The organism is Streptosporangium sp. NPDC002524, from assembly GCF_040295985.1.
GTDB lineage: Bacteria > Actinomycetota > Actinomycetes > Streptosporangiales > Streptosporangiaceae > Streptosporangium.
Genome location: NZ_JBEOWK010000038.1, coordinates 16,866 through 43,239 on the forward strand (window position 1 = coordinate 16,866; position 26,374 = coordinate 43,239).

Here is a 26,374-nt window from a genome sequence, read left to right on the forward strand (position 1 = left end):
GAGTGGGGATGGAGCAACCAGTGGCAGGCGTCGATCGTGAAGCTTTGAAGAGCGACTTACAGCGGCAGGTCAAGCTGCTAGTCGACGACCTGCGCGAGCGCAGCGAGGAGAAGGAGTTCGCTGCCCGGCTGGACGCGGAGTACCAGGCCGCTCGTAAGGCGAAGCGGACGGCGAACGGCTACCCCGCCTGGCGAGAGGACCGGGTCGTCCAGTCGGCGGTGGCATGGGCGCTGGCAACCGTGTTCGTGCGGTTCTGCGAGGACAACGAACTGATCGACCTGCCGTTCATCGCCGGCCCCGGTGAGCGGCTCGCGCTGGCGGTGGAGCGTGCCGAGGAGCGGTTCCGCACTGCTCCCGCCAACGCCGACGAAGACTACCTGACCGCCCGCTCATGGCTCATCGCGTCGTTCGATGCCCTGTCGGAGTCGCCGGTGGCCGCCGGGCTCTTCTCCAAGCGACACAACCCGATGTGGTCGATCACGCCGTCCCACGACGCAGCCAAGGAACTTCTCGCCTTCTGGCGCCGCACCGATGCGTCGGGAGACGTCGTCCACGACTTCACCGACCCGGCGTGGAACACCCGTTTCCTCGGCGACCTCTACCAAGACCTGTCCGACCACGCCAAGGACGCCTACGCGCTGCTGCAGACGCCCGACTTCGTGGAGAGGTTTATCCTCGACCTGACGCTGACGCCCGCGCTGGAGGAGTTTCCGCTCACTGAGGACTTCCGGCTGATCGACCCCACCTGCGGCTCGGGCCACTTCCTGCTCGGTGCCTTCGACCGCCTGCTGGCGGCCTGGCGGAGGAAGGCGGAGGGCGTCAACGACTGGGAGTTGATCCGGCGAGCCCTGAACTCCATCCACGGCGTCGACAAGAACCCCTTCGCCGCCGCCGTCGCCCGCTTTCGCCTGCTGATCGCCGCGATGAAGGCTGGCGAGATCAAGCATCTCGCCACCGCGCCCGCGTTCCCCATCAACGTCGCCGTCGCCGACTCCCTGTGGCATGGCTCGACCGGCGGACGCACCGATGTCCTGTTCGCGATGCCGGAGGAGGAGGTTGAGGAAGACCGTCCCTTCACGTACGCCGAGGAAGACATTTACGACTACCCCGGCATCCTCCAGCGCGGCAGCTACCACGTGGTCGTCGGCAACCCTCCCTACATCGCTGTCGCCGACCAGGCCGAAAATGCGGCCTATCGGAAGGCATTCCCTGACGTCTGCTCGGGACTCTACACGCTCGCCGTTCCGTTCGCCGCGCTCTTCTTCGAGCTTGCCCGCACAGTCGTGGAAGGGCGGCCGGGTTACGTAGGGCAGATAACGGCCAACGCTTTCATGAAGCGCGAGTTCGGCGACAAATTGATCGGCGATTACTTCGCTCAGAAGGTACAACTCACTCACATCATCGATAGCTCTGGCGCATACATTCCCGGGCATGGAACCCCGACCGTGATCCTCGTGGGACGTAACCGTATCCCTCGCGCTGGAGAAACGGCACGCGCGGTTCGAAGCGTCCAGGGCGAGCCGAAGAAGCCAGAAGATCCTGTTCGAGGGCACGTCTGGAGCGAGATCGAGGGGCATATCAATGACTCACCGTTCGAAGGTAAGTGGATCACGGTTCATGATGTGGACAGATCTCGCTATTTTGGCAAGCACCCATGGATCCTAGCGGCAGGGGGACTGGAGCTCGTCGAGAAGATCCAATCAGCTGCCGTAGCCACGCTTGGTGCTGTGGCGCGTCAGCGTCGTAAGCGACCAGACGTTGGGTTCGGCGCGGTGACGCGCGAAGACAGCGCTTACATGTTGGGCGAAGGAGCTCTTCGTCGCCACAAGATCGACCGGTCGCTCCAGCGATATCTGGTGGAGGGGGATGCCATTCGCGACTGGCGCCTAGTCGAGCCCACGATTGCTTTGTGGCCGTACGATAGCGAGAAATTCGAACCGCGCTGCGACGATAATATCGAGAAGCTTTTGTGGCCTTACCGGGCAGTGCTTGAAAGGCGGGTGGCATATGGGGAGACTCAGCTTGAGCGAGGGTTGGCTTGGTATGAATATTCCATGTTCTTTGCCGTGCGACACAACACGCCTTTATCAATCGCATTACCTGTGATTCAAACACATAATCATTTCGTGTTGGATCGCGGGGGGAAGGCCTTCAAAGATTCCGCAGTGCTGATTAAGCTTGCGGATGACGCATCTGAGGATGACCATGTGAAGTTGCTTGGATTGCTGAACAGCTCGCTCGTTTGTTTTTGGCTGAGGCAGCGCTGCTTCCCTAAAGGTGGAAGTGGAATGGGTAGAGGTATCCAGCCGGAATCATGGATGGAGCGCTACGCTTTTAACAGTTCGAATGTAGAAAAGCTTCCGCTGCCAGGCACTAGGCCGGGCGAGTGGACGTGGGAGCCGGATGGGCTGGCGCGGGAACTGTCCGTGCAGGAGCCGGGGGCCGTTTGTGCGGCGGGGACGCCGACGCGGGGGCGGTTGGACGAGGCCAAGGTTGCTCACGACCGGATCCGGGGGCGGATGATCTCGTTGCAGGAGGAGTTGGACTGGGAGGTCTACCAGCTATACGGGCTGATCTCCGAGCGGGAGGCCGCCGAGGTGCGGGCCGACCCGGCGACGGTGCCGGATATCCAGTTCGGCGAGCGGGCCTTCGAGATCGTGCTCGCCCGCAAGCAGGCCGCGGACGAGGTCGAGACGCACTGGTTCCGGCGGCACAACGCGGAGCCGGTGATGGAGATCCCGACGCATTGGCCGGAGGCGTACCGGCAGGTGGTGGCGAAGCGGATCGAGATCATCGGGCGGCGGCGGGACATCGCACTGATCGAGCGGCCCGAGTGCAAGCGGCGCTGGCATCAGAAGAAGAGCTGGGCCGACCGTGAGGCGGGGGCGCTCAGGGGCTGGCTACTGGACCGCTGCGAGGACAGGTCGCTGTGGTTCCAGGACCGCGGAGGTCAGCCCGACCCCCGGGTGATGACGGTCAATCAGCTCGCCGACGTGCTGCGCCGAGACACGACGGGCCAGGGCAAGGACGTGCTGTCCGTCGCCGAGCTGTACGCGCGAGACCACCTGGGCAAGCCCGACATGGATCTTGCCGCCGTGCTCAAGACGATCATCGCCGACCAGCACGTGCCGTACCTCGTTGCGTTCCGCTACTCCGAGGCGGGGCTGCGCAAACGCGCGCAGTGGGAGGAGGTCTGGGACAGGCAGCGGCAGGAAGACGAATCGGGGGAGCGGCTCGACATCCCGGTGCCGCCCAAATACACGGGTAGCGACTTCACCGCCAAGTCCTTCTTCGATCTGCGCGGGAAGCTCGACGTGCCGAAGGAACGGTTCTTCTCCTACCCGCAGGCCGGGCCGGACGGTGACGAGTCCCTGCTGATCGGCTGGGCTGGGTGGGATCACGGCGAGCAGGGCCTGGCCCTGGCCAGGTTGATCGCCGGACGCGTCGACGGCGACGGCTGGTCCAGGGAACGCGTCGTCCCGCTGCTCGCGGGGCTGGCGGAGATCATGCCCTGGGTGTGGCAGTGGCACGCAGAGAAGGACGACTGGGGCGACTCGCTGGCGGAGGACCTCTCGTCCGTCCTGATGGATTACCAGTCCCGGTACTCCCTCAGCCAGGATGACCTCAAGGGTTGGCGGCCCGAGAAGACCCCCCGTACCCGCCGTGCCAAGAAGGAGTCAACCCTGTGAGCAGGCTGCTCCGCGACGTCATCGACATCCCGCAGCGCGTCGACCCGGGCGACCTGGTGATGGACATCACCGCGACGTTCGACGCGACCGGGCAGGCGGTGCGCGACTACGTGGTCACCGACCAGCTCTACGAGAAGCTGGACGAGGCCCTAGAGCTGATCCACACGGCGGTGCAGACACCGAAGTCGCTGGCGGCCTACCTGCACGGCTCCTTCGGCTCCGGCAAGAGCCACTTCATGACGATCCTGCACGCCGTGCTGAACCGCGAGCAGGCGGCCGAGGACAAGCCGCGGTTGCGGCCGCTGGTCGCAAAACACCAGGCGTGGATCCAGAACAGGCGCTTCCTGCTGGTCCCCTTCCACCTGGTGGGCGCGGAGTCGCTGGACGCGGCGATCCTCAGCGGATACGTCAAGCGGGTCCGCGAGCTGCACCCCGAGGCACCCACGCCTCCCGTCTACCGGGACGATCATCTGCTGGCCAACGGTGCAATGCTCCGCGAGCGGATGGGGGACCAGGCGTTCATCGCCGCCCTACCCGGCCGGGCCGCCGATGAGGACGATTGGGACGACGACGCCCCGGCGACGGAGCCGTCCGTCGCTCGCACGCCGTGGACCGGTGCGGAACTGGACGCCGCCTTCCGCGCCGCGCCCGGCGACCCGCTGCGGGGCGAGCTGATCAGCGCGCTGCTCGACAGCCTGCTGTCGGCGTACGGTGGCTCGGTCCACGGGGACCGCACCGCGTTCGTCCCGCTGGAGACCGGCCTGGCGGAGATCAGCCGCCATGCTAAGAGCCTTGGATACGACGCGGTGGTGCTGTTCCTCGACGAGTTGATTCTTTGGCTCAACGGGCACCTGGCGAACCTGGAGTTCGTCACCACCGAGGCCAACAAGCTGGTGAAGCTGGTCGAAAGCGGGGACGCGGGTAGGCCGGTGCCCATCGTGTCGTTCATCGCCCGGCAGCGCGACATCGCCGAGCTGGTCGGCAAGGAGGTCGCCGGCGCGGACGTGGTGAGCCTCGAGGACACCATCAAATACCTGGAACGCAGCTTCTCCACCATTACGCTCGCCGACAACAACCTGCCGGACATCGCCCAGGAGCGGGTGCTCAAACCCAAGGACGACGCCGCTAGGAGGGTCCTGGACGAGGCGTTCGCCCAGCTGCCCCGCGACCGCTCCGAGGTCTGGGACACCCTGCTGGACGCCAGCGGGCTGACCCACGCCGACGCTGGCGCGTTCCGCAAGTTCTATCCGTTCAGCCCCGCGCTGATCAACACGCTGATCGCCATCTCCGGCGCTCTCCAGCGGGAGCGCACCGGCCTGAAGGTCCTCCGGGAGATGCTCGTCGCCCGCCGGGACGACCTCGAAGTAGGGCAGCTCATCCCGCTCGGCGACCTGTGGGACATACTGTCCGACGGCGCCGTCCAGCCGTTCTCCAACCGGCTCAAGCACGAGTTCGAGGCGGCCAAGGAGTTCTACGACAAGAAGGTCCGGCCGTTCTTGCTGCAGACCCACGGGCTGACCGCGGCCAGCCTGCGCGGCCTTGACCATCAGCATCCGTACCGGATGGACGACAGGCTGATCAAAACACTGCTGCTCGCGGCGCTGGCCCCCGACGTTCCGGCGATCAAGAAGCTCACTGCCGGCAAGGTGGCCGCGCTGAACTACGGCTCGATCCGCACCCGGGTCGAAGGGATGGAGCCTTCCAAGGTCGTGGAGCGGCTCAAGCAGCTCTCCGGGCAGTTCGGCGAGATCCGTTACACCAAAGACAGCGACACCCCGGTCTTCAGCCTGCATCTCACCGGGATCAACATCGATGCGATCCTCAGCGAGCTGCCTGCGAACGTGGACACCGAGGGCAACCGGCAGATCCTGGTCAGGGACCTGCTGTGGAGCGAGTTCGACGTAGCCGACCGGGAGTCGTTCAACCCGCACATCGACGTGGTGTGGCGAGGCACCAAGCGCACTGTAGGGCTGGTCTTCGGCAATATCAGAGACTCCGGATCGCTCTCCGACACCCAGTTCGACACCGACTCGCCGGAGGAAGCGCGGATCGTCTTCGACTTCCCGTTCGACACCGGCACCCACGGCCCACATGAGGACCTTTCCCGGATCGGCGAGCTGCAGCAGCGGGGCAAGAACGGGCCGGTCATTTGCTGGCTACCGTCCTTCATTACCGACCAACGCCGCGACGACCTTGGGCGGCTACTGAAGCTGCGGTTCCTGCTGGGGAACGAGCGGCGGATCAACGAGTACGCCTCCGGCCTGTCCTCGGCGGATCGGCAGAAGGCCCGAAACCAGATCGAGTGGTTGCGCGACTCGCTCACCTCGGAGCTGAAAGGTGTGCTCAAGCAGGCGTACGGGACGTGGCAGCCGATGCCGGCGAATATCGGCACCGAGATCGAGGAACACGTGGTGTGCATGGACGCCACCCACCGCCCCCGGCTGCACGTCGGCCACAGCTTCTCCGACGCTCTCCTCTACCTGACCGACAACCTTTTCAACCATCTCTACCCCAAGCACCCCGACTTCGACCCGCAGAACAAGACCCGTACGGCGATCCGTGCGGCCGAGCTGCGCACCGTGCTCGACGTGATCACCGTGGTCGCCGCCGAGGGAGGCCGGGCCGAGGTCGAGCGCGGCTCCCGCAAGGTGATGTCCAAGATCGCTCATCCGTTGCGGCTGGGCGAGATGCAGCAGGAGGCGTTCTTCCAACTCGGGACCGAGTGGCGCGACCGGATCAACCAGCGGGCGGGCAACCTCCCCGTGCTCGACGTCAAGGACCTGCTGGCCTGGCTGGAGGAGACCGAACTGCGCGGCGCCGACCGTATGGTCCGCAATCTGGTCGTCGTCCAGTACGCCCTCACCGACAACCGCGTGTGGATCCGGCATGGCACACGAGTTACCGCCCCCACGCTGGACGGCATCGATACCACCTACTCGCTGCGGGCACAGGAGCTGCCGAGCCGGGACGACTTCGAAACCGCGCTGACGCGCGCCCAGCACCTGTTCGCCGTGCCCACTCGTAACGTCTACTCGGCGCCCAACGTCGCCAGGCTCGCCTCCGCGGTACGCGACAGCGCCGGACGCCTCGCAGACCCGGCCACCGGCCTGGTGCGTGCGCTGGAGAAGCGGGCGCCCGAACTGGGCCTCGACACCGAGGCCAGGGAGGGGCGCCTGGTCACCGCGCGGGCCGCCGCCGACCTACTCGCCAGGATCGGCAGGCTCGACGAGCCCACACCTCTGATCCGCTTCCTCGCCGGTGAGTCCCTGCCCGCCAGCGATGACACGGTCGGAACGAGCATGGCGCAGGCGGAGGCCGTGCGGCGGGCACTGGAGGACGAGACGGACTGGACCCTGATCGACGACCTGCGCGAGCTCAGCAAGCGGGAGGGGGATATCGGAGCGGAGGCGCGGCGAGTTCTCGGCGGTCTCGTGGACATCGCTGGCGCCGACGAGTCGGTCGGCTCCTCCCTTCCCCCCGTCCTCAAGAACGTGCGGGCCTCGGCGATCTCGCTGCTCCGGGAGGCCAGCAACACTACTGTCCGACCTGGGCCGGTCACGACGACCTCCGGATCACCGTCCGCTACCCCCGGTGGCACCTCGCCGCAGGGTCAGGGACCTACGTCGGCCGACCAGGTGCCGATCATCGTTGAGTCCGAGGACACCGGCCTGGCGGACGACGGCCGGCCGGGCGGCGCCGCCCGGCGCGGCGGCGGCACGCGCAGGGTGCGCGCCGCCAAGCTGGACGACCTGGTCGCGGAGCTGCGGCGGATGTACGCAGACTGGCCGGACGCCGAAGTGGAGATCAGCTGGCGGTTGGTGAGTGGCGAGTGACCGACGCCCCGCTCCTCAACGACCTGGTGGTCCGCGAGTTCGTCCGGAGCCTGCTGCGCCTCACCCAGCCGCCCACGCAGGACATCATCCTGCTGCACGGAAGGTACGAGCCGGGCGCGCCGACCGAGCTGAAGGTGGAGGAGCGGCAGGTGCGCGTGGCCGACTGCCCGTCGGTGCTCAGCGTGCTCGAAGCCGAGGTCGGCCACGCAGGCGGGTTGCTGGTCATCGTCACGCCCCGCTCCGACGACGAACTCGGGAACACCTTGCGCAGCCGCGCGGTGAAGCATCGGACGCTGCGGATCCACCGCTGGGAAATCGTGCTGCAGCGGTTCGGCGCCCGTGAGCGCGACCCCCGCCTGCGTGAGCTGGACTGGGTTGCGGAGGGCCTGCTGTCCATGGGCAGGCGTGACGGGCTGAAGGTGCCCGGCACGATGCTCGACTACGACACGGCGCTGCGCTGCCTGGTCCAGCATCGGCTCGGGCTCACCTCCGACGCGCCCGATGTCACAGACCTGCTGACCTGGACGCTGGAGCGCGCCAACGTGATCCGGCTGGACGAACTGGGAGCGGACGAGCGTGCGGGGCTGGAGGACTGGCTGGTCAGGACGGCCGGTCCCGCGGCGAACCCGCTGTTCGCGCTGATCCGCAACGGGAACGGACCCGACGCGCTGCCGTTCGCGCTGGTCGCCGAGATGTTGTGGAATCCCGACCTGTCACAGGCCGATCCGAAGGCCGGCGACCCGGCGGCGGCCCAGAGCCGGGCGATGGCCTTTGGCCGGGCTCAGGGCCGGGCGGAAGCCCATCTCGGCTGTTCTGCCGACCGGGGGGAGTTGCTGGCGCTCGCCAAGGCCGCCCGCGGCGTGGTCACCCTGTGGATCGCCAGGGCAGCCGACACCGACCCTGCCGCGGCGGCGACCGGGCAGTTGCTCGACTTCGTCCTGCGCCGCGCCGATCAGTTGCTTGCTCTGTTCGGAGCCGGGGCGCTGGCCGGGCACAGCTCGGTGCTCCCCTCCGGGCTGCGCGCCCGGATCGACGCGCTGGCGGCGCTGCTCCCCGAAACACCCCGGGAACGAGGATCGCGTTCCGCCAAGGGATACGAGCGGGCTTTGGACGCCGTCGAGCAGGCGTTGCGCGCCGTCGAGGATCACGAATTGGCGGTCCTGCGTGCCGAGGAGGTCAACCCGGCCCGGATGGCGGTGCGTCTGGTCCGCTGGATCGCCGCGCCCGACCTGCCGCCCGCCACGGTTGCCGACGGTATCAAGGCGCACGTGCGGACGCTGGGCTTCCTCGACCGGGCCCTTGCCGTGCTATGGCTCGGCGACCCCTCCGCGTCGCCTGCGACTGCGGAGGCGTACGCACGTGTACACGACTGGGCCCGAGTCTTGCGGGACCGGATCGACGAGGCCTTCGCCGGCAGGCTGGCCGCCTGGGCCCACGCCGCCGCCCCGTCCGAGGGGTTGCTGCTCGCGGAGAACACGATGGAACGGGTCGTGCTCCCGCTCGCGCGCGGCACCGACCCGGCGCCGCTGGTCCTGGTCCTGGATGGCATGAGCAGCGCTGCCGCCTCCCGGCTGGCCGAGCAGATCCGCCAGGCGGGCTGGGTGGAGGCGGCCCGTGAGGCATCGGGCCGCGAAGCGGCCCTGGCCGCCATCCCGTCGGTGACCACTGTCAGCCGGGCGAGCCTGCTTTGCGCGTCGCTGACAACCGGCGGCCAGGACATCGAGCAGGCCGGGTTCACCGCCTTCTGGCGGCGCCACCGGATTGACGCGGTGCTGTTCCACAAGGGCGACCTGGCCGGAGGTACGGCCCACCGGCTGTCGGCCCGGGTGAACGACGCGATCAGCCGGGCGGAGGGCGACGAACGCCAGGTGGTCGCGGTGGTCCTGAACACCATCGACGACTCGCTCGACCGCGGCCCGGCGAGGGCCGAGTGGGCTGTCGACGAGGTGTCGTACCTGCCTGAGCTTCTCACGGCCGCGCGCCTGCGTGGGCGCCCGGTCGTCCTGGTGTCCGACCATGGCCACGTGCTGGAACGCGAGCGAGGGCTGCCCTCGGGCGAGGACGCCACCTCCGCCCGCTGGCGGAGCGCGAACATCCCCGCCAAGGACGGCGAGATCGAGCTGAGCGGGCCCCGGGTGCTCCTCGGCGGCGGCACCGTTGTCGTGCCGTGGCGCGAGACGATCCGCTATACGCCCCGCAAGGCGGGGTATCACGGCGGCGCCGCCTTGGCGGAGATGACCATCCCGGTGCTGGTCTTCCTTCCCTTGGCGGACGCGTCGCTGCCGCGTGGCTGGCACCTGCTTTCCCCGGAACGCGCCGTCCCGGCCTGGTGGGAACACAGTACGCCCGTCCAGACCGCCGCGCCCGCCGCGTCGCAGGCCGAGATCAGACAGCGTAAGAAGGCACCCTCCCACGAGGACGCGCTGTTCGCCGTCGCCGAAATTGCACCCGTCCCCACGCTCGGAGGGAAGGCGGTCGACACCGAGACATATCGCGAGCAGCGCAGATACGTCCGTAAGCCGCCCAAGGACGACCTGGTCGCCTCGGTCGTCGACGCGTTGGTCGACGCCGGGGGGACCCTGTCGGTCGAGGCTGTCGCGGAGATCACCGCCACCCAGCCGGTTCGCGTGCCCGGCCTGCTCGCCACGCTGCGTACTCTGTTGAACGTGGAGAGCTATCCGATCCTCACGGTGATCGACGCCGGCCGCACCGTCACGCTCGACGCCGAGTTGCTGAAGACGCAGTTCGGGCTCCGGGAGCGCACGTGAGGCCCACGGTCAGTCCCGCTCGTCGCCGCGAGGTCATTGACGCGCTGCGGCGCGGCACCGTCCCGACAGCCGGTCTCGATCTGTTCGCGGTCGGGCTGGAGCGATTTGAGAAGGCGCTCAACGAGGAGCTCGGCAAGGTTGCCGAGCGGGGGGCCGCCTTCAAGGCGGTCCGGGGCGAGTACGGCTCCGGCAAGACCTTTTTCGCCCGATGGCTCGCCGAGCGGGCCCGCAGGGCCGGGTTGGCCACCAGCGAGATCCAGATCTCCGAGGCCGAGACGCCGCTGCACCGGCTGGAGACCGTTTATCGGCGGCTCGCCGAGCGGCTGGCCACGGCCGCGCATCCGCCCAGCGCGCTTCGCGACGTGGTCGACGCGTGGTTCTACACCCTCGAAGAGGAGGTCCTGGCCGCCACGCCGGACGCCGACCTCGCCGAGACTGTGGAGACGCTGCTCGAACAACGTCTCGCCGCCGTCGCGCGTACGACGCCGGCCTTCGCGGCGGCGCTCCGCGGCTATCGCCGCGCCATGATCTCCGGTGACGCGGCGACGGCCGAGGCGCTGCTGGCCTGGCTGGGCGGCCAGCCGAACGTAGCCGCCTCCGCGCGCAGGTTCGCCGGCGTGCGGGGTGACCTTGACCATTTCGCCGCCCTAGGGTGTCTGCAGGGCCTGCTGACGATCCTGCGCGACTGCGGGCATCCCGGCCTGCTGGTGGTGCTGGACGAGATCGAGACCCTCCAGCGGGTGCGCGGCGACGTGCGGGAGAAAGGGCTGAACGCGCTGCGTCAGCTCATCGACGAGATCGACTCCGGTCGCTTCCCCGGGCTGTTCCTGGTTATCACTGGGACGCCGCAGTTCTTCGACGGGCATCAGGGCGTGCGGAGGCTGGCTCCGCTCGCCCAGCGGCTCGCCACCGACTTCGCCACCGATCCGCGCTTTGATTCCCCACGAGCCGTCCAGCTGCGCCTTGGGGGCTTCGACCAGGAGAAACTGGAGAAACTGGGCCGGATCGTTCGCGACCTCTACGCGGCCGGTTCCGATGCCCCCGATCGCATCCTGTCATCGGTGGACGACGCCTACATCGCCTCGCTCGCCACCGCTGTCACCGGCGAACTCGGCGGTGCTGTCGGTGTCGCACCCCGGATCTTCCTCCGCAAGCTGGTCGCCGACGTGCTCGATCGGGTCGAGGAGTTCACGGATTTCGATCCGCGCCGACACTACGCGCTGACGCTGTCGTCCGACGAGCTGAGCGAGGTCGAGCGCAACGCAGTGGCGTCCCGGGCGGACGACGTCGAACTGGACCTCTAGCCATGGACGAGCTCCACCCGTCCCTGGTCCACCACATCGTCAACACCCTCGGCTGGCGATCACTGCGGCCCCTGCAAGCGGCGGCCGTCCGGCCGGTGCTCGACGGTGCGGATTGTCTGCTGCTCGCGCCCACGGCGGGAGGCAAGACCGAGGCCGCGGCGTTCCCGGTCCTGTCGGCTCTGGCCAGGGCGGACTCCCCAGGTCTGCGCGTGATCTACGTCTGCCCGCTTAAGGCGCTGCTGAACAACCTCCAGCCCCGGCTCGGTGAGTACGCCTCCTGGCTGGGGCTGTCCGTGGCCCTGTGGCACGGTGACGTGGGGGCGGGCCAGAGGGCGGCGATCCTTCGGGAACCGCCCGACCTGCTGCTCACCACGCCCGAATCGCTCGAGGCCATGCTGGTGAGCACAAAGGTGGAGCACACGACCCTATTCCGGGACCTGCGCACGGTGATCGTGGACGAGGTGCACGCCTTTGCGGGCGACGACCGTGGCTGGCACCTGCTGTCGGTGCTGGAACGCCTCACCCGGCTCGCCGGGCGTCCGATCCAGCGGGTCGGGATGTCGGCCACGGTGGGCAATCCGGACGAGTTGCTGGACTGGCTACAGGGGGGCAACCGGGGTATCTTGCCGGCCAAGGTCGTCAATCCCTCCTACGGTGACACCGATACTCCCGCCGCTCCTCCCAGATGGAGCGCTGCGCCGCTTGCCGACCTCGAGCTGGACTTCGTCGGCTCGGTATCCAATGCAGCCAAGGTGATCGCCGCGCTCCACAAGGGGGAGAAGCGTCTGGTGTTCTGCGACTCGCGCAAACGCGCCGAAGAGCTCGCCGCCGCGCTGCGGGCGCTCAACGTGACGACATATCTGTCACACGCGTCCCTCGCGCTGGACGAGCGACGCGGGGCCGAGGAGGCATTCGCCTCGGCACGAGACTGCGTGATCGTCTCGACCAGCACCCTGGAGCTCGGTATCGACGTCGGTGACCTCGACCGGGTGATCCAGCTAGACGCGCCAGCTACCGTCGCCTCGTTCCTCCAGCGGCTTGGCCGCACCGGGCGGCGGCCTGGGACCACACCGAACTGCCTGTTCCTGACCCTCTCGGACCAGAGCCTGCTCCACGCCGCCGGACTGCTGCTGCTCTGGTCGAAAGGATGGGTGGAGCCGGTCAAGCCGCCGCCCTCCCCGATGCACATCGTGGCGCAGCAGCTGCTGGCGCTCTGCCTGCAGGAGAATGCCGTGGGCGATCATCTATGGCGTTCTTGGTGGTCCGGTCTGGACTTCTTTGACGCTGCAGAGCCCGTCTTGGCCCACCTCGTCGATCAGGGATTCCTGGAGCGTGACGGTAACCTGCTCTTCATTGGTCCGGAGGCCGAGAAACGATTCGGCCGGCGCCACTTCATGGAGCTGACCGCCGTGTTCACTGCGCCGCCGGAGTTCACCGTGATCGCAGGGCGCGGCGAGGTAGGCACCGTTGATCCTTCGGTGCTGGCCGAACCAGTTGAGGGACAGCGGCTCCTGCTGCTCGGTGGGCGCAGCTGGAAAGTCACGGCGGTCGACTGGTCTCGCAAGCGTTGTTTCGTGGAACAGGTGGACGAGGGGGGGCAAATTCGCTGGTTGACCGGAGACAGAGGCCCCGACCGGTCGTTTCGCCTCACACGCGCTATGCGCACTGTGGTGCTTGGGGAGACCCCTCCGATGCGGTTGACCACGCGAGCCGTCCAGCGTCTAGCCCGGATCCGTGATGAACTGCGGCACACCGCCCAACCTGACGGCACGGTGCTGCTTCGCTCGGGTGACAGCGATGCCCGCTGGTGGACCTGGGGCGGCACACGCGCCAACGCTACGCTCATCGCCTCGATGCCAGGTATTGCCCGCGAAGAGCAGCGCGCAGATCCATTAAGCGTGCGCCTACGATACAATGCCACGCTTGACCCGTTGGAGGAGCACTTGAGGCTGCCACAGGTCGATGAGCAAGCACTTAATGGTCTCAAATTCAGCGCCGCGTTGCCCGTGGACATGGCGCACGTCGTTCTTGCTGAGCGACTCGCTGACGCCTCGGCCGCCCGCGCGATTCTGCGAGAGCCCCGACGAATGATCCACCTACCCTAGAGGGCCGCGAAAGCCCGAGGTTTGGGTATGACCGTCGGGCCGCACCCTCTCACCCGGTGGCAAGGCTTGAGGAACGAAGGCCGCGGCAGTCGATCGCCCAAACCACGTACGCCGAGATCCGTCTTGAGCTAGCGCACCCCCACCAACTCCCAAGTTTTCCCCCCGGGGGGGGGGGGGGGTGGGGGGCCCGCCCCGGCCGAAGAGCCGCAGCCGGGCACGCTTGCCGACCGGCGCGCCCGGCGGACCGCGCAGCGGGCCGCCTTTAAAGACGGACAGATAAGTTTCTTTCGATCATGGAACGAGGGCTGTCAGACTGCCGATCGTGGCAGTGACGCAGCAGCTTGCCAGGATCTCGGCAGCGCAACTTGAGGTTTGCCGGCAGTCGGTCGATGAGCTGGACCGGCTTTGTTCCTTTGTGATGGCTCCGCAGCCTGATCACCTTGATTTGGATTGGGCTCCCGGGCCGCTGCTGCGGGTCTGTGCTCTGACCTGTGCCGACGATGCTCTTGCCGTATTGAGGCGTGCGCTCAGCGGAGACGGAGAAGTGAACGGCGCCTACCGGGATCACCCGGGCTCCGTATGGGGACAACCGGTTACCTTCCTGAGCCCTGTCGCCGTCGCCGCGATTGCCCTGGCGCTGCGAGAGATGAACTTGATATTGGTGGCCGCTCTCTCATCGCACGGCGCTGAAACGTCAGCTGTGGCCGTTGAGATGCTGCCAGGTGTGGAGGAGCCGCAGGCGTATCTGACCCGGTGCTTTGCTGTGTTGCTCGCCTTCTACACCGAAGCTGCACGTCGTGGTCTAGCTGTCGTGCTGTGGTGGGACTGATCGCCTGGTCTTCGAGGACGATCGAAGCCTGCGACGCTTGTTTGTGTGTCAGGTGTGTTTGCTGGCCGTCATGGCATTTCTCCAGACGCGTTCGAAGCTGTCGAGGTAGGTCGTCGCCGTACTGTCGCGCTCGGTCTGTGTCACGTAGATGACGGGCGCCTCGGGGGCTCGGGTGCCGTAAGCGTGCAGGTTGACCAGGAGCTCGTCGTCCGCGCGGTAGATGGAGTTGTAGAGCACCGTGCGGTGCAGGCGGATCTCGACTCCGTCGACATCTTGGAGCGGCCGGTAGAGGGTGAGCGCGTTCTCGACCCGGGCGGCCATGACATCGCCACCGGTGCCCTCCTCGACTCCGCGGGCGGCTACGTGCGGGCTCTCGGGGTCGCCGAGCAAGATGCGGACCCTCACCCCGACCGCTGCTCGTTCGGCCAGGATCCGGAGAAGTCCGGCGTCTTCGGCGAGGAAGAGTCCGCTGTAGACGAGGATGCAGATCTCCTTGCTTGCGGATTCGAAGAAGCTGCGCCAGGTGTCTGCGGGCACGGTCCAGCGGTGTGGGTAGACGGCTTTGATCTCGTTGGAGAGTCCTCGGCGCTGGCGGATGCTGTCGGGCCACAGGTCGTTCTCGTCGACGTGGAGGAGGTCGGCGACGGCCAGGCGGTGGCGGGGGTGGGGGATGCGGCCAGCCAGCCAGCGGGTGACGGTTTTGGGGTCGACGGTCAGGTGGGTGGCGACGTCGAGGGGTTGGAGCCGCGCGCGGATGAGGGCGTGGCGCAGGTTCTCGTTCATGGGATGGCACCTCCCGTGGCACGGTCAGTGCCTGCGACGTTAACATAAGACGTCCCTAGACGTCCCTAAGTTGCAGTGTCGATCTCCGACCCCGGAAGACGAAGCTCGTCGGCACGGGCTCCCACCCAAGGGACTACGCCCTTCACGCTGACAGGAGCACATCCATGACCACCGCACGAGAAAGACAGCGCGCCCACCAGCAGGAGCTGCTGACCCTGCTGCGCGAGCAGCTGTCCTCGCTGGAGATCACCACCGTCCTGATCGTCGACAACACCGGACAGCCCTGCCTGGAGGTCGTCGACCGGCACTTCCGTATCCGACGGGTCTATGTCCAGACGGCGTTCCACTGGTTCTACTGGGGCGACCAGTTGGACGAGCGGACCTCCTCGCTGCGCCTGGCGAGTGCGGCCAAACGGATCTCCACCGCGGCCCGGGAAGGCTGGCGACAAGGCGAGCAGGAGCCGCTGACCGTGGATCTGAACAAGATCGCCGACGCGTACCGCACCTGAGTCGATGATCTCTGAAACGAGCAGGTGGCTGACCGGCGGGCTGGTCTATCCCCAGATCGCCGACCGGCTCCGCGAAAAGATCACCTCCGGCGAGTATCCGGCCGGCGGGGCTCTGCCCTCCGAGGCGGCCCTTGTCGCGGAGTTCCATGTGGCCCGCACGACCGTCCGTCGCGGTCTGGCCATGCTGGAGAGTGAGGGGCTGATCGTCACGATGCCCGGCAAGGGGCGCGTGGTGAAGGAGGAGGGGCGTCAGGATGATGCGGCGGAGTACCGGTATCAGGTGATCGCGGGGGATCTGCGGACGCAGATCCTCGGCGGCGTCCTGGCCGTCGGGGCGGCGTTGCCGAGTGAGAACGCGCTCCGGCGGCAGTACACGGCTTCGCGCAACACGGTGCGCCATGCCCTGGATGAGCTGGAGCGCGAGGGGCTGATCGTGACCGCGCATGGCAAGGGCCGGTTTGTCCGTCCTCTCCCGGACTGAGACGTCCTGGGACGTCTCGGTTTGCGTACTGGATTCGCCTCGGGGGACGGCGTCTATCGTGAACCGCATGGGACAAGCTGAGTGGGCACGTGACCTGGCCAAAGAGCTGCTGGAGCAGCCGTTGCCGCGCCGGTGGGCGCATACGCAAGGGGTGGCCGCGCGCGCCGAGTCGCTGGCGCCGATCCTCGGGCAGGAATCCGACCTGCTGACCGCTTCGGCCTGGTTGCACGACATCGGGTACGCGCCGCAGCTGGTCGACACCGGGTTTCATCCAATCGACGGTGCCCGCTACCTGCGCGATGTGCACCAGGCCGATGACAAGATCGTCCGGTTGGTGGCGCATCACTCGTGCGCGGTTTATGAGGCCACCGAGCGCGGCCTGCTGGACGTGCTGAACGAGGAGTTCAACCGGGAGCGTCCGGAGTTGGTGGAGGCACTGACCTACTGCGACATGACCACCAGCCCGGACGGGCTCCCTCTGGAGGTCGATGTTCGGCTGGCGGAGATCCATTCCCGGTACGGTCCCGAGCATCTGGTGAGCCGGTCGATCACCAACGCGACACCATGTATTACGTCGGCCGTGCGCGCCGTACAGGCTGCGTTGCAAGAGCTGTAAGCCCTGCTTCGAGCTGTACAGTGCTGGCCCGGTCAGCCATGTAGTGGTCGATCCGCAGGCGCATCAAGCGGTCCGTGATCAGTGGGTTGACCTGGCCACGGAGCACCCACTGAACTTCGTGAGACCCATCGCTCACCATCGACGGCGCGGTTAACTGGTCAGGATGTGCAGTCGCGGAACTCGTCCGCCATCAGATCCCAGAACGACCGGAAGCGGGTCACGCCTGGTTTCCAGGTTGCGAAGGACCACGCCTCCCACTCGCCATCGGACATGACGATGTGGGGATTGAGCAGGTAGACCTGGCCTTCGAGGTATTCGGAGATGTAGAGGGTGCCGGGCATGTACTCGTCGCGGATGTGCATCGGGTCCTGCCCCGCGCCATAGACGAAATAGTCCTCGTCAGAGATGTCCGGGGAGCTCGGCTTGGGGCCCCAGACCTCAGCGAGGTAGGGGTCGACGTCACGAGTCCAGCCAAGCTCGGCCACAGGCAACAGGTGGAGGCTGGAGTAGGTCTTCTTGTCCCAGCCGTTGGTGACCTGAAGAAACTCCCGGTAGCTCGGCGGCAGGCGCACGCCAAGTCGTTCTTCGTGCCGCGCGAGCTCGGTTTCACTGGCGCCGGTCGCGCCCAGCCAGCCGGGGGGAGGATGCTCGGCCACCAACTGCGCCGACTCCGGCGGCGTGGACGCCACGCTCTGCCCATTCCTTTCATGGACTGCGCGGTTGACGATGTGGAGCAAATCGAGCCAAGGGTAACGGGAGGCGTCTAGGGCACTCATGGGCCATACGGTACGGGATGCGATCAAGAGAACTCAGCCGATGTAAGGCACCGCTCCACCGGTCAGGTAGTGGCCGATGCGCAGGCGCATCGAGCGGTCCATGGTCAGTGAGTCGACCTTCTCGCGCGGCACCCATCGCACTTCGCGGGACTCGTCACTCGGTGTCGGTTCGCCGGAGAGTGGGCGGCCGGTGAGGACGATGGAGAATTCCTGTCGGGCTTCGCCGTCGCTGGTGTAGAGGATGACGTGCCTGGGATCGGTGTAGGTGCCGACGATGCCGGTGATCTCGCACGTGATGCCGGTTTCTTCCAGCGTCTCGCGGATGGCTGCGGCCGGGAGGGATTCGCCGAGGTCGATGGCTCCGCCGGGGACGGCCCAGTTGTCGTTGTCGGTGCGGTGGATCATCAGGATGTCCCCGGCGTCGTTGGTGACGACGACGTTAACCGAGGGAACCAGGCTGTTGGGTGCGGGCGCGGAGGGGTCGTCGTAGAAGTCGATCCGGCGGGCCATGGGTCAGGACTCTACCGGGGTGGCGCCGGCCCAGACGGCTTCGAAGCTGTCGAGGTAGGTCGACACCATGCCGCCGCCCACTACCTTGCGCAGGTGTAGGACGGGTGCGTCTCCGGCGGGCATGCCGTACAGGTGGGTGTTGGCCAGAAGCTGGTCATCACCGCGGTAGATGGAGTTGTACAACACCGTGCGGTGCAGCCGGATCTCCACCCCTTCGAGTCGGCGCAACGGCCGGTACAGCACCAGCGACATCCTGATTTGGGCGGCCATGCCGTCGCCGATGCCCTCATCCGCGCCGCGCTGGGCGACTTCGGGTGAGTCGGGGTCGCCGAGCAGGATGCGCACCCGTACGCCCGCCTTTGCCTTGTCGGCGAACAGGCGCATCAGGCCGGTGTCCTGGGAGATGAAGGTGCCGCTGTAGACCAGCACGCCGATCTCTTCTCTGGCGGCGGAGAACAGACGTCCCCAGGCGTCCCGGGGCACGGCCCAGCGGTGCGGGTAGACGGTGACGATCTCGGTCTCCGAAACCGCGGCGGCCTGCTTGGGCGTCAGAGCGTTGGGCCACAGGTAGGCCTCTTCGGCATTGAGGTACTTGGCGACGGCGAAGCGGTGCTTGCGGTAGGGGGTGCGGTTTTGGGTGATCCACCGCTCCACGGTCTTGGCGTCTACCTCGATGGCTTCGGCCAGTTCGGCGATCGTCGTTCCCCGCTCCAGCAATGCCGTGCGCAACCGCTCGTTCGCCATCTCACCTGCCCGTAAGAAGGGACGTCCAGGGACGTGGCAATCGTAGACCGGACGTCCTGAACATGTCCCATCCTGTAGTGATCTCGTCTTGCCTCTCTGTCGCACTCTCGATATCGCAAGGCAGCAACAGCAGCGATCGAGAGGAGAGACACAGTGATCAACGACATTCGGCCGATCGGCGAGAGGCCCGCCTGCGTGTGCGGCGCGGCCCTGGAGGAGGGGCGGATCGCCTGCCGCAAGTGCCTGGCCCGGGATCGGTGGATCCGGCGTCAGGGGCAGGCGGCCAAGCGCCGGACGAGCAAGCGGCGCGGGCAGAGCAGGCGCCCGGCCGGCCGTCCGCGTAACCTCGCCGAGGCGGGGGTGAGCTGGACGTGACCACGATCCCGTTGATCATCGGACTCGTCCTCGGGGCGGCCGTGCTGGTCGGCTACGTGCTCGTCATGGTCGGCATGCGCCAGGAGGACCGGCGGATGTCCTTGAGTGGCGTTCCTCCGACCCGGGCGGCGGGCCTGGCGCGGCGGGTCACCGGCTGCCATGTACGCGGATGAGTGGCGACCTACTCGCGCTCGGCCAACCTCGACTCCACCCGCTCCAGGCGCTGCGACAGATCCCGCAGCGTGGCCCGCATCTCGGCCAACTCCTCCGCAGCCGGCGGCAAAGCCGGTGCGGCGTCGTCGCGGACGAAGACGCCCTTGCCCTGCTGGCCGATGACCAGCCCTTCGTTTCGTAGCACCCCGACGGCGAGTTTCACCACGCTCAGCGACGCCTCGTACGTCGTGGCGAGCTGGGTGGTGGACGGCAGCGGATTTCCGGGTGCCAAGGTGCCGCGCCGGATCTGCTTGCGCAGGTCGTCGGCGATCTGCAGATAGCCGGGTCGCCCGGTGTTCTTGACCATCGCCCCTCTTCTGTCGCGAGTGCCCCCTAGTTCAGCACAAAGGCGCGACCAAGCCAACCACGCGACCATTGACACCCATTCCAACTAGGCTGACTATGTTGTCCTAGCCAAATAAGGAGGTACATCCATGCGCAACATACCGATCCCCGTCGATGTCCACCGACTCCGCTTCACCTGCGTCAAAGCCGCCCGCCCTCGCGTGGTCGACCAGGACACCGGCAAGATCAAGACAGACAAGGAGGGCAACAAGATCTACGAGTCCGTCCTGCTCGCCGAGGACGAGTTGGGCAGGATCGAACTGGTCAAGGTCGGAACCTCCGGACAACCCCCGATCGCTCCCGGACAGGACGTCGTGCCGACCGCGATGGTCGGCTACGTCTGGGAGATCCCGCAGAACGGCGCCTCGCGATGGGGCATCAGCTACAAGGCCACCTCCATCGTCCCCGTCTCCGGCATCCCCGCAGGAGACCAGGGTGCCTGACTCCCTGAGGCTCGCCCTCATCGTCCTGACCTGCATCGCGGTCACTCTGTGGGCGTGGCGGCGCTTGCATCGCCGGTCGTTCTGGCTGGTCGCCGCCTACCCGCTCACCGCGCTCAGCGTCCGCGCCACCTGGCGCAAAGTGGCCCTCGGGTGTGGGCTGACGAAGAAGCGGGCGCGCTGGGCCTTCACCCTCACCCCCGGCGCCCTCGTCTCCACCGGCACCGTCAAAGTACGGCGCCGCTTTCGCCGGGTCGCCGTCGACACCAAACCCTGGATGTGGCTGCCCATGCCGACCCGGCACGGCTGGCGCGCCACCCTGCGCCTGCTGGAAGGCCAGATCCCCGACGACTACGCCCAGGCCGCCGAACGCCTCGCCCACTCCTGGGGCGTACACGCCGTCCGCGTCTCCTCACCCCGCCCCGGACGCCTCGTCCTCAACACCACCATCCGCGACCCCCTCGTCCAGGTCGACCGGCTGCCGCCTTCCACCGAACTGCTCAAGGTCACCGTGGGACGGCTGGAGACCGGCAAACCGTGGGTGATCGACTTCCGTACTGTGCCGCACTGGATCAACGCCGGAGCCACCCAGTCCGGCAAGTCCAACCTCGCCAACGCCCTGCTCGTCGGCCTGGCCCCGCAACCGGTCGCGCTGGTCGGCTTCGACCTGAAAGGCGGCGTGGAGTTCACCCCCTACGCCGCCCGCCTGTCCGCGCTGGCCACCGAGCGCTCCGAGTGCACCCGGCTGCTGGCCGACCTGATCGGCATGATGATCGACCGGATGGGCCTGTGCCGGATGGCCGGCGCTCGCAACATCTGGCAACTCCCTGCGGCGGTGCGCCCCGTCCCGGTCGTGGTGCTCGTCGACGAGCTGGCCGAGCTGTATCTGATGGCCGACAAGTCCGAGAAGGACGACATCGCCAGGACCTCCACCGCGCTGCTGCGCATCGGACAGCTCGGTCGCGCGTTCGGGATCTATCTGTTCTGCTCCGGCCAGCGCATCGGCTCCGACCTCGGCCCCGGCGTCACCGCGCTGCGCGCTCAGTGCTCGGGACGGATCTGTCACCGGGTCAACGACCCCGAGACCGCGACCATGACCCTCGGCGACCTCGATCCCGCCGCCCTGGTCTCCGCCCGCGCGATCCCCGCCGAAACCCCCGGCGTTGCGATCGTCGCCTCCCAAGATGGCCAGTGGTATCGGGCGCGCTCCTTCTACGTCGCCGAGAACACCGCCGAACACGCCGCCAAGACCTACGCCCACCTGACCCCGTCCTGGGACGACCTCACCGCCGCCCAACCGGTCGACGTCCCCGCCTGATCCCCTGTCCCCACTGACTTCTGAAGGGAGGAACCATGACGCGAAACCTGCTCGCCGTCCTGCTCGACTCCGGACCAGTGATCGTCCTGGCCGCGATCGCCGGGGCCGGCTCGTTCACCCACATCCGCGACACCGCCACCGAACACGGACAGAGCGGCTGGATGGCCTGGGCCGTCGCCGTGTGCGTCGACCTCACCTGTGTCATGGCCGCCCGCGAACGCCAGCGCGACAAGAAAACCGGACGCGTCCGGGACGGCCTGGCCTCCTGGCCCACCCTCGTCCTCATCCTCGGCATCGTCCTGTCCCTGTCCGCCAACCTCCACCAAGCCGAAGCCTCCGCCTGGGGCTGGATCACCGCCGCCACCCCGGCGGGCGCATTCCTGATCGCCGTCTCCATGCTCGAACGCCGCGCCTCCGGCCCTCGTCCCGAACCGTCTCCGGCCCCGTCCTCCGAGCCGGTTCCGGTGCCCGCGCTCGTCCCCGCCACCCAGGACGACCAGGACGAGGCCGCGGACGGCCCGTCCTCAGAACTCGTCGACTACGCCCGCCGCGTGGCCACCGAGTACCAGAACGCCCAAGGCAAGCCGATCAGCCGCGACACCCTGCGCGCCCGCCTAGGCGTGTCCAACCAACTCGCCTCCGACCTGCTGCGCACCCTGCGCACCACCTCCGAGGCCGCCCGATGAAAGAAGACCTCACCCCCGCGCACGACGGCGAGCAGGAACCGCCCGCGCTGATCGCGCCCAAGCGGTGGCGGTGCTGCGAGTGCGGAGCCACCGGCCTCGACAGCCACGGCATCACCTGCGAGTCCTGCGACGGTCTCGGCTTCTGCTGAAACCATCGGCGCCCCCGGCCTGGCCGTACATCCGCCAAGACGCCTGCCAGGTCGGGGGCCATCCCCCCTCACCCAACGAGTGAAAGGAGGAGACCATCTTGCCCACAACACGCCCCGACACGCACGCGATCGCAGGCATGATCACCCGCCTGAACGATCCGAAGTACCCCCGCTGGGCCGCCCGGCTCCGCGCCACCGGCGGCTGTCGCCAGCCCATCCACATGCGGGGCCGCGTCCTGCACGTCGACCGCGCCACCGGCCGGCTCCTGCACCGCTACACCACCGCCACCGAACCCGAAGGTGTCCTGCACCTGCCGTGCAAGACCCGCCGAGCCTCCCGCTGCCCGGCCTGCGCCGAGGTCTACCGCACCGACACCTACCAACTGATCCGCGCGGGCCTGGTCGTCGGCAAGGGCGTCCCAACCTCTGTGACCGCACACCCGTGCCTGTTCATCACCCTGACCGCTCCCTCCTTCGGCGTCGTCCACACCCGGCGAGAGAAGAACGGCAAGACCCTGCCCTGCCACGCCCGCCGCGACGCGCAGACCTGCCCGCACGGGGGCGTCATGTCCTGCACCGCCCGACATGGCGTAGACGAATCGTGTCTCGGTGAGCCGCTGTGCCCGGACTGCTACGACTACACCGGCTCGGTGCTGTTCAACGCGGTCTCCCCGAAGCTCTGGCAGCGCTTCACCGACGCTCTGCGGCGACGCGTCGCCAAGACGGCTGGTCTGACCCTGCGGGAGCTGCGCGAGCGCCTGACGATCTCCTTCGCCAAAGTCGCCGAGTACCAGAAGCGCGGGGTCGTCCACTTCCACGCCGTCATCCGCCTCGACGGCCCGGACGGACCCGGCTCACCGCCTCCAGCCTGGGCGACGGCGGAGATGTTGACGCATGCCGTGCAGCACGCTGTCCGAGCGGTGACCGTGACCGTTCCCGCGGCAGGCGACGAACCCGCGCGCATCCTGCGCTGGGGCCGGCAGCTCGATGTCCGTCAGATCACCATGGACGGCGAACTCTCCGACCAGGTCGTGGCCGGCTACATCGCCAAGTACGCCACCAAGGCCGCCGAGTGCGTCGGCACCCTCGACCGACGTATCAACCCCCTCGACGATCTGGCCGCTTTCAACCTCCGTGACCATCCTCGCCGCCTGATCGCCGAATGCCAGCGCTTGGGCGCCCTGGACGAGTTGGCCGATCTCCGTCTTTCCCATTGGGCCCACATGCTGGGCTTCCGTGGCCACTTCTCCACCCGCTCGCGCCACTACTCCATCACCATTGGCTCCATCCGCGACGAGCGCCGTGACTTCGCCCGCACCGAGGAGATCACCACCGGACGCCTGCCCCTCTTCGACGAGGACACTGTCCTCGTCATCTCCAACTGGGAGTACGCGGGCAAGGGGTTCTCCGTCGGTGATGCGCTTCTGGTGAGCGCCCTTGCCGGTACGCCGCATCCCTGGGGGCCGCATGACCCTCGATGACAGTCTCTGGGGCGTGGCTGAGGCGTCGCGCTTCCTCCGAGTACCCGTCGCCACGCTCTACCAGTGGCGTCACCTCGGCACCGGTCCGGAAAGTCACAAGGTCGGCCGTCACGTCCGCTACCTACCGGAAGACGTCGTGGCCTGGGTGCGGAGGCAGCCGTGACCGTCTACGACCGCTGGCACAAGATGGTGAAACAGCCTGACGGCACCACGAAGAAGGTCCGCAGCTCCGAGTACGGCATCGGCGACCGCTGGCAGGTGCGCTGGCGCGACGAGTCCGGAAGCCAGCGCAAGAGGAACTTCGCCAAGAAGGCCGGCCAGGACGCGAACACCTGCGCGGAGGCGTTCGACGCGCAGGTCACGAGTGACCTGAACCGCGGGACCTACATCGATCCCAATGCCGGAAAGATCACTGTCAGGGAGTACGGCGAGCAATGGCTCGCCGCGCAGACCTTCGACCGGTCCACCTACCAGCTCGTCGAACTCCGGCTTCGTCTGCACGTTTATCCGGCCCTCGGCGAGCGGGAGCTGCGTTCCCTGCGTCCCAGCGTTCTGCAGGCTTTCAGCCGCGGCCTTCAGGTCAAGCTCTCGCCGAACTACGCGCGAGCCGTCTTCTTCCACCTCTCGACCGTTCTCAACGCCGCCGTGGACGACGAACTCATCTCCAAGAACCCCTGTCACGCGGGATCGGTGAAGGCGCCCAGGGGAGAGGCCAAGAAGATCACTCCATGGACGGTCGAGCAGGTGCGGGCGGTCGCGGACGGCATCGCCCAGCACTACGAGGTGATGGTGTTGACCGCCGCCGGTCTCGGTCTCCGCCAGGGGGAGGCGTTCGGCCTGGCCGTCGACGACGTCGACTTCCTGCGTGGCGTCGTCCACGTACGCCGGCAGGTCAAATTGCTCGGTGGCAAGCAAGAGCGCGTCTTCGCTCCCCCGAAGGGGGGCAAGCTGCGTGACGTCCCGCTCCCGGAGAGCGTGGCGCTGCGGCTCGCCGCCCACATCGAGGCCGTGGACCCGCCGGAGCTGACGCTGCCCTGGCGCACGCTGGACGGCTCACCGCACACTGCGCGGCTGTTCTTCAGCACGCGGCAGAAGACCGTGATCGCCCGCAACGAGTTCAACAAGTTCGCCTGGAAGACGGTCCTCACCAAGGTCGGCATCCCGGCCACGAGAGAGAACGGCTTCCACATGCTCCGCCACCACTTCGCCTCGGTGCTGCTGGAGGACGGCGTGTCCATCAAGGCCGTCGCCGAGTTCCTCGGGCACGCGGATCCCGGCTTCACCTTGCGGACCTACACACACCTCATGCCGTCCAGCGAGGACCGCATGCGCAGGGCGATCGACGGCGCTTGGGGGAGTGCCGCAGATCCGGGATGTGCCCTGGATGTGCCCTGAGAGGGGCGTCCGATGGAGAAACCGCAGGTCAGCCCCTCGTGGCGCTAGTACATCGAGATGTGCGGATGGTCGAAGTGGTTGGCCGTGACGCCGCCGCGGTTGGACATGAAGTTCCAGCCGGAGCCGTGGTTGATGCGCTGGCGCCAGATCACGTACTTCACGCCGAGCCTGGCCTTGTTCTTGATGGCCCAGGCGGCGATCTCGTCGCCCAGCGCGACGTTGGCGGCCGAGGGCATCGTGCCGCCGGTGCTCATCATGAAGTCGCAGGCGCGGCCCAGGGGGTGCTCGCCGCCGTCGTTGGCGGACCGGTAGCAGCCGACGGAGTACGGCAGGCTGAAGCGCCGCATGACGGCGTCGCGCATGATCCGGGTGCGGTCGGTGATGTTGTCGGCGCCGGTGGGCAGCTGCGGGGCCCAGCTGCCGTCGGAGCGGCGGCCGGAACCGGTGGGGGCGAGCCGGTCGAGCTTGTCCTTGACGTCGCGGATCACGTCCTCGGCCTTCTCGCGCTGGCCCTCCACCTCCTTGGCCTCGTCGCGGATCTCGTCGGTGAGCCTGGACGCCGTCTCCGACGCCTTCTTCCTGCGTTCGAGGCTGCCGGCGAAGCCCTCCAGGTAGGCGCTCTGCTGGGCGGTGAGCTGCTCCATCACCGCCGCGGCGCCCATGTCGCCGGAGAACATCAGCGCGGGCAGCCCCCCGCTGCTGCTGGTCTGGTAGCGGAGCTGGACGATGGAGTCGACCTGCCGCTTGGCCTCGACGTAGATTTCCTCGGCCTTGCCCACGTTCTGCTTGGCGACGGCCTCGGCCTTCTGCGCCTTCCTGAGAGACTCGCGCTTGGCCGCGTAGGTCTCGATCAGCCCGTCGAGTTTCTTGCCGAGTTTGGCCAGGTCGGCGCGGAGCTTGGCCTCGGTCGGCTTGGGTTCGGCGCTTCCCGCGGTGGGGGCGCCGACGGTGAACGCCACGATCGAGCTCAGACAGAGGGCCAGAGCGGCACGCCGACGGAACGTGGGGGACGGGGCCGCCACGAA

Annotated in this window: 24 protein-coding genes; 18 read left to right on the forward strand and 6 right to left on the reverse strand. The window is 67.6% G+C overall.

Translation table 11 applies throughout. From position 1 onward, the window contains the following. The first annotated feature begins 20 nt into the window (after positions 1–20). The 6 genes from pglX to ABT053_RS39650 all read left to right on the forward strand — a co-directional run bounded on the left by pglX (position 21) and on the right by ABT053_RS39650 (position 14,528). Positions 21–3,689 (forward strand): BREX-2 system adenine-specific DNA-methyltransferase PglX, encoded by a 3,669-nt coding sequence (gene pglX / locus ABT053_RS39625; protein ID WP_350976523.1) that lies wholly within the window; start codon positions 21–23, stop codon positions 3,687–3,689. Continuing rightward, positions 3,686–7,522: a DUF6079 family protein gene (locus ABT053_RS39630; RefSeq protein ID WP_350976526.1), complete on the forward strand. Its 3,837-nt coding sequence runs from the start codon at positions 3,686–3,688 to the stop codon at positions 7,520–7,522. The genes pglX and ABT053_RS39630 overlap by 4 nt, the downstream gene beginning before the upstream one ends. After that, positions 7,519–10,290, forward strand: coding sequence for a BREX-2 system phosphatase PglZ (gene pglZ / locus ABT053_RS39635; RefSeq protein WP_350976528.1), 2,772 nt, complete (start codon positions 7,519–7,521; stop codon positions 10,288–10,290). Before ABT053_RS39630 ends, pglZ begins: the two co-directional genes overlap by 4 nt. Continuing rightward, positions 10,287–11,594, forward strand: a complete 1,308-nt coding sequence (gene brxD / locus ABT053_RS39640; RefSeq protein WP_350976530.1) for a BREX system ATP-binding protein BrxD — start codon at positions 10,287–10,289, stop codon at positions 11,592–11,594. The genes pglZ and brxD overlap by 4 nt, the downstream gene beginning before the upstream one ends. A 2-nt stretch (positions 11,595–11,596) precedes the next feature. Further along, positions 11,597–13,699: a DEAD/DEAH box helicase gene (locus tag ABT053_RS39645; protein WP_350976532.1), complete on the forward strand. Its 2,103-nt coding sequence runs from the start codon at positions 11,597–11,599 to the stop codon at positions 13,697–13,699. 322 nt (positions 13,700–14,021) lie between these two features. Next, positions 14,022–14,528 carry a hypothetical protein gene (locus ABT053_RS39650; RefSeq protein WP_350976535.1) on the forward strand — a complete coding sequence of 169 codons (507 nt, stop codon included), beginning with the start codon at positions 14,022–14,024 and terminating at the stop codon, positions 14,526–14,528. A gap of 48 nt (positions 14,529–14,576) precedes the next feature. Here the strand turns inward: ABT053_RS39650 and ABT053_RS39655 are convergent, their stop codons facing one another. After that, a complete protein-coding gene (locus ABT053_RS39655) occupies positions 14,577–15,311 on the reverse strand; it encodes an XRE family transcriptional regulator (protein WP_350976538.1) in 735 nt (244 codons plus the stop codon). Positions 15,312–15,475: 164 nt separating this feature from the next. Between ABT053_RS39655 and ABT053_RS39660 the strand changes: the two genes are divergently transcribed. The 3 genes from ABT053_RS39660 to ABT053_RS39670 all read left to right on the forward strand — a co-directional run bounded on the left by ABT053_RS39660 (position 15,476) and on the right by ABT053_RS39670 (position 16,917). Continuing rightward, positions 15,476–15,820: a hypothetical protein gene (locus ABT053_RS39660; protein WP_350976540.1), complete on the forward strand. Its 345-nt coding sequence runs from the start codon at positions 15,476–15,478 to the stop codon at positions 15,818–15,820. A gap of 4 nt (positions 15,821–15,824) precedes the next feature. Next, on the forward strand, positions 15,825–16,301 hold the full coding sequence (locus ABT053_RS39665) for a GntR family transcriptional regulator (RefSeq protein WP_350976542.1): 477 nt from the start codon (positions 15,825–15,827) through the stop codon (positions 16,299–16,301). Between the two features lie 67 nt (positions 16,302–16,368). Next, positions 16,369–16,917: an HD domain-containing protein gene (locus ABT053_RS39670; RefSeq protein ID WP_350976544.1), complete on the forward strand. Its 549-nt coding sequence runs from the start codon at positions 16,369–16,371 to the stop codon at positions 16,915–16,917. 158 nt (positions 16,918–17,075) lie between these two features. On the opposite strand, the gene ABT053_RS39675 is transcribed toward ABT053_RS39670, so the two are convergent. From ABT053_RS39675 to ABT053_RS39685, 3 genes are read right to left on the reverse strand one after another with little or no spacing between them, the layout of a single operon-like run. Further along, entirely contained in the window at positions 17,076–17,693 is a 618-nt protein-coding gene (locus tag ABT053_RS39675; protein ID WP_350976547.1) for an SMI1/KNR4 family protein, read from the reverse strand. Positions 17,694–17,726: 33 nt separating this feature from the next. After that, positions 17,727–18,203, reverse strand: coding sequence for an NUDIX hydrolase (locus ABT053_RS39680; protein ID WP_350976548.1), 477 nt, complete (start codon positions 18,201–18,203; stop codon positions 17,727–17,729). Positions 18,204–18,206: 3 nt separating this feature from the next. Further along, positions 18,207–18,947, reverse strand: coding sequence for an XRE family transcriptional regulator (locus ABT053_RS39685; RefSeq protein ID WP_350976550.1), 741 nt, complete (start codon positions 18,945–18,947; stop codon positions 18,207–18,209). 153 nt (positions 18,948–19,100) lie between these two features. Between ABT053_RS39685 and ABT053_RS39690 the strand changes: the two genes are divergently transcribed. Beyond that, complete coding sequence (locus ABT053_RS39690; protein ID WP_350976551.1) at positions 19,101–19,322, forward strand: hypothetical protein; 222 nt, start codon at positions 19,101–19,103, stop codon at positions 19,320–19,322. Further along, positions 19,319–19,495 carry a hypothetical protein gene (locus ABT053_RS39695; RefSeq protein ID WP_350976553.1) on the forward strand — a complete coding sequence of 59 codons (177 nt, stop codon included), beginning with the start codon at positions 19,319–19,321 and terminating at the stop codon, positions 19,493–19,495. Before ABT053_RS39690 ends, ABT053_RS39695 begins: the two co-directional genes overlap by 4 nt. A gap of 8 nt (positions 19,496–19,503) precedes the next feature. On the opposite strand, the gene ABT053_RS39700 is transcribed toward ABT053_RS39695, so the two are convergent. Further along, complete coding sequence (locus tag ABT053_RS39700) at positions 19,504–19,842, reverse strand: winged helix-turn-helix domain-containing protein (protein WP_350976555.1); 339 nt, start codon at positions 19,840–19,842, stop codon at positions 19,504–19,506. 127 nt (positions 19,843–19,969) lie between these two features. Between ABT053_RS39700 and ABT053_RS39705 the strand changes: the two genes are divergently transcribed. The 7 genes from ABT053_RS39705 (at position 19,970) to ABT053_RS39735 (ending at position 25,349) form a co-directional block, all read left to right on the forward strand. Continuing rightward, the gene (locus tag ABT053_RS39705; RefSeq protein WP_350976558.1) at positions 19,970–20,323 is read left to right on the forward strand and encodes an SCO3933 family regulatory protein; all 354 of its coding nucleotides are present in this window, start codon (positions 19,970–19,972) and stop codon (positions 20,321–20,323) included. Beyond that, a complete protein-coding gene (locus ABT053_RS39710) occupies positions 20,316–21,638 on the forward strand; it encodes an FtsK/SpoIIIE domain-containing protein (protein ID WP_350976560.1) in 1,323 nt (440 codons plus the stop codon). The genes ABT053_RS39705 and ABT053_RS39710 overlap by 8 nt, the downstream gene beginning before the upstream one ends. A gap of 35 nt (positions 21,639–21,673) precedes the next feature. Further along, positions 21,674–22,324, forward strand: a complete 651-nt coding sequence (locus ABT053_RS39715; RefSeq protein WP_350976562.1) for a DUF2637 domain-containing protein — start codon at positions 21,674–21,676, stop codon at positions 22,322–22,324. Continuing rightward, positions 22,321–22,473, forward strand: coding sequence for a hypothetical protein (locus ABT053_RS39720; protein ID WP_350976564.1), 153 nt, complete (start codon positions 22,321–22,323; stop codon positions 22,471–22,473). The genes ABT053_RS39715 and ABT053_RS39720 overlap by 4 nt, the downstream gene beginning before the upstream one ends. A gap of 98 nt (positions 22,474–22,571) precedes the next feature. Then, positions 22,572–23,954, forward strand: a complete 1,383-nt coding sequence (locus ABT053_RS39725; protein WP_350976567.1) for a replication initiator — start codon at positions 22,572–22,574, stop codon at positions 23,952–23,954. Next, the gene (locus ABT053_RS39730; protein WP_350976569.1) at positions 23,941–24,117 is read left to right on the forward strand and encodes a helix-turn-helix transcriptional regulator; all 177 of its coding nucleotides are present in this window, start codon (positions 23,941–23,943) and stop codon (positions 24,115–24,117) included. Before ABT053_RS39725 ends, ABT053_RS39730 begins: the two co-directional genes overlap by 14 nt. Continuing rightward, a complete protein-coding gene (locus ABT053_RS39735) occupies positions 24,114–25,349 on the forward strand; it encodes a tyrosine-type recombinase/integrase (RefSeq protein WP_350976572.1) in 1,236 nt (411 codons plus the stop codon). Before ABT053_RS39730 ends, ABT053_RS39735 begins: the two co-directional genes overlap by 4 nt. A gap of 44 nt (positions 25,350–25,393) precedes the next feature. Here ABT053_RS39735 and ABT053_RS39740 read toward each other — a convergent pair whose 3' ends face one another. Next, positions 25,394–26,371: a coiled-coil domain-containing protein gene (locus tag ABT053_RS39740; RefSeq protein WP_350976574.1), complete on the reverse strand. Its 978-nt coding sequence runs from the start codon at positions 26,369–26,371 to the stop codon at positions 25,394–25,396. Positions 26,372–26,374 lie beyond the last annotated feature (3 nt).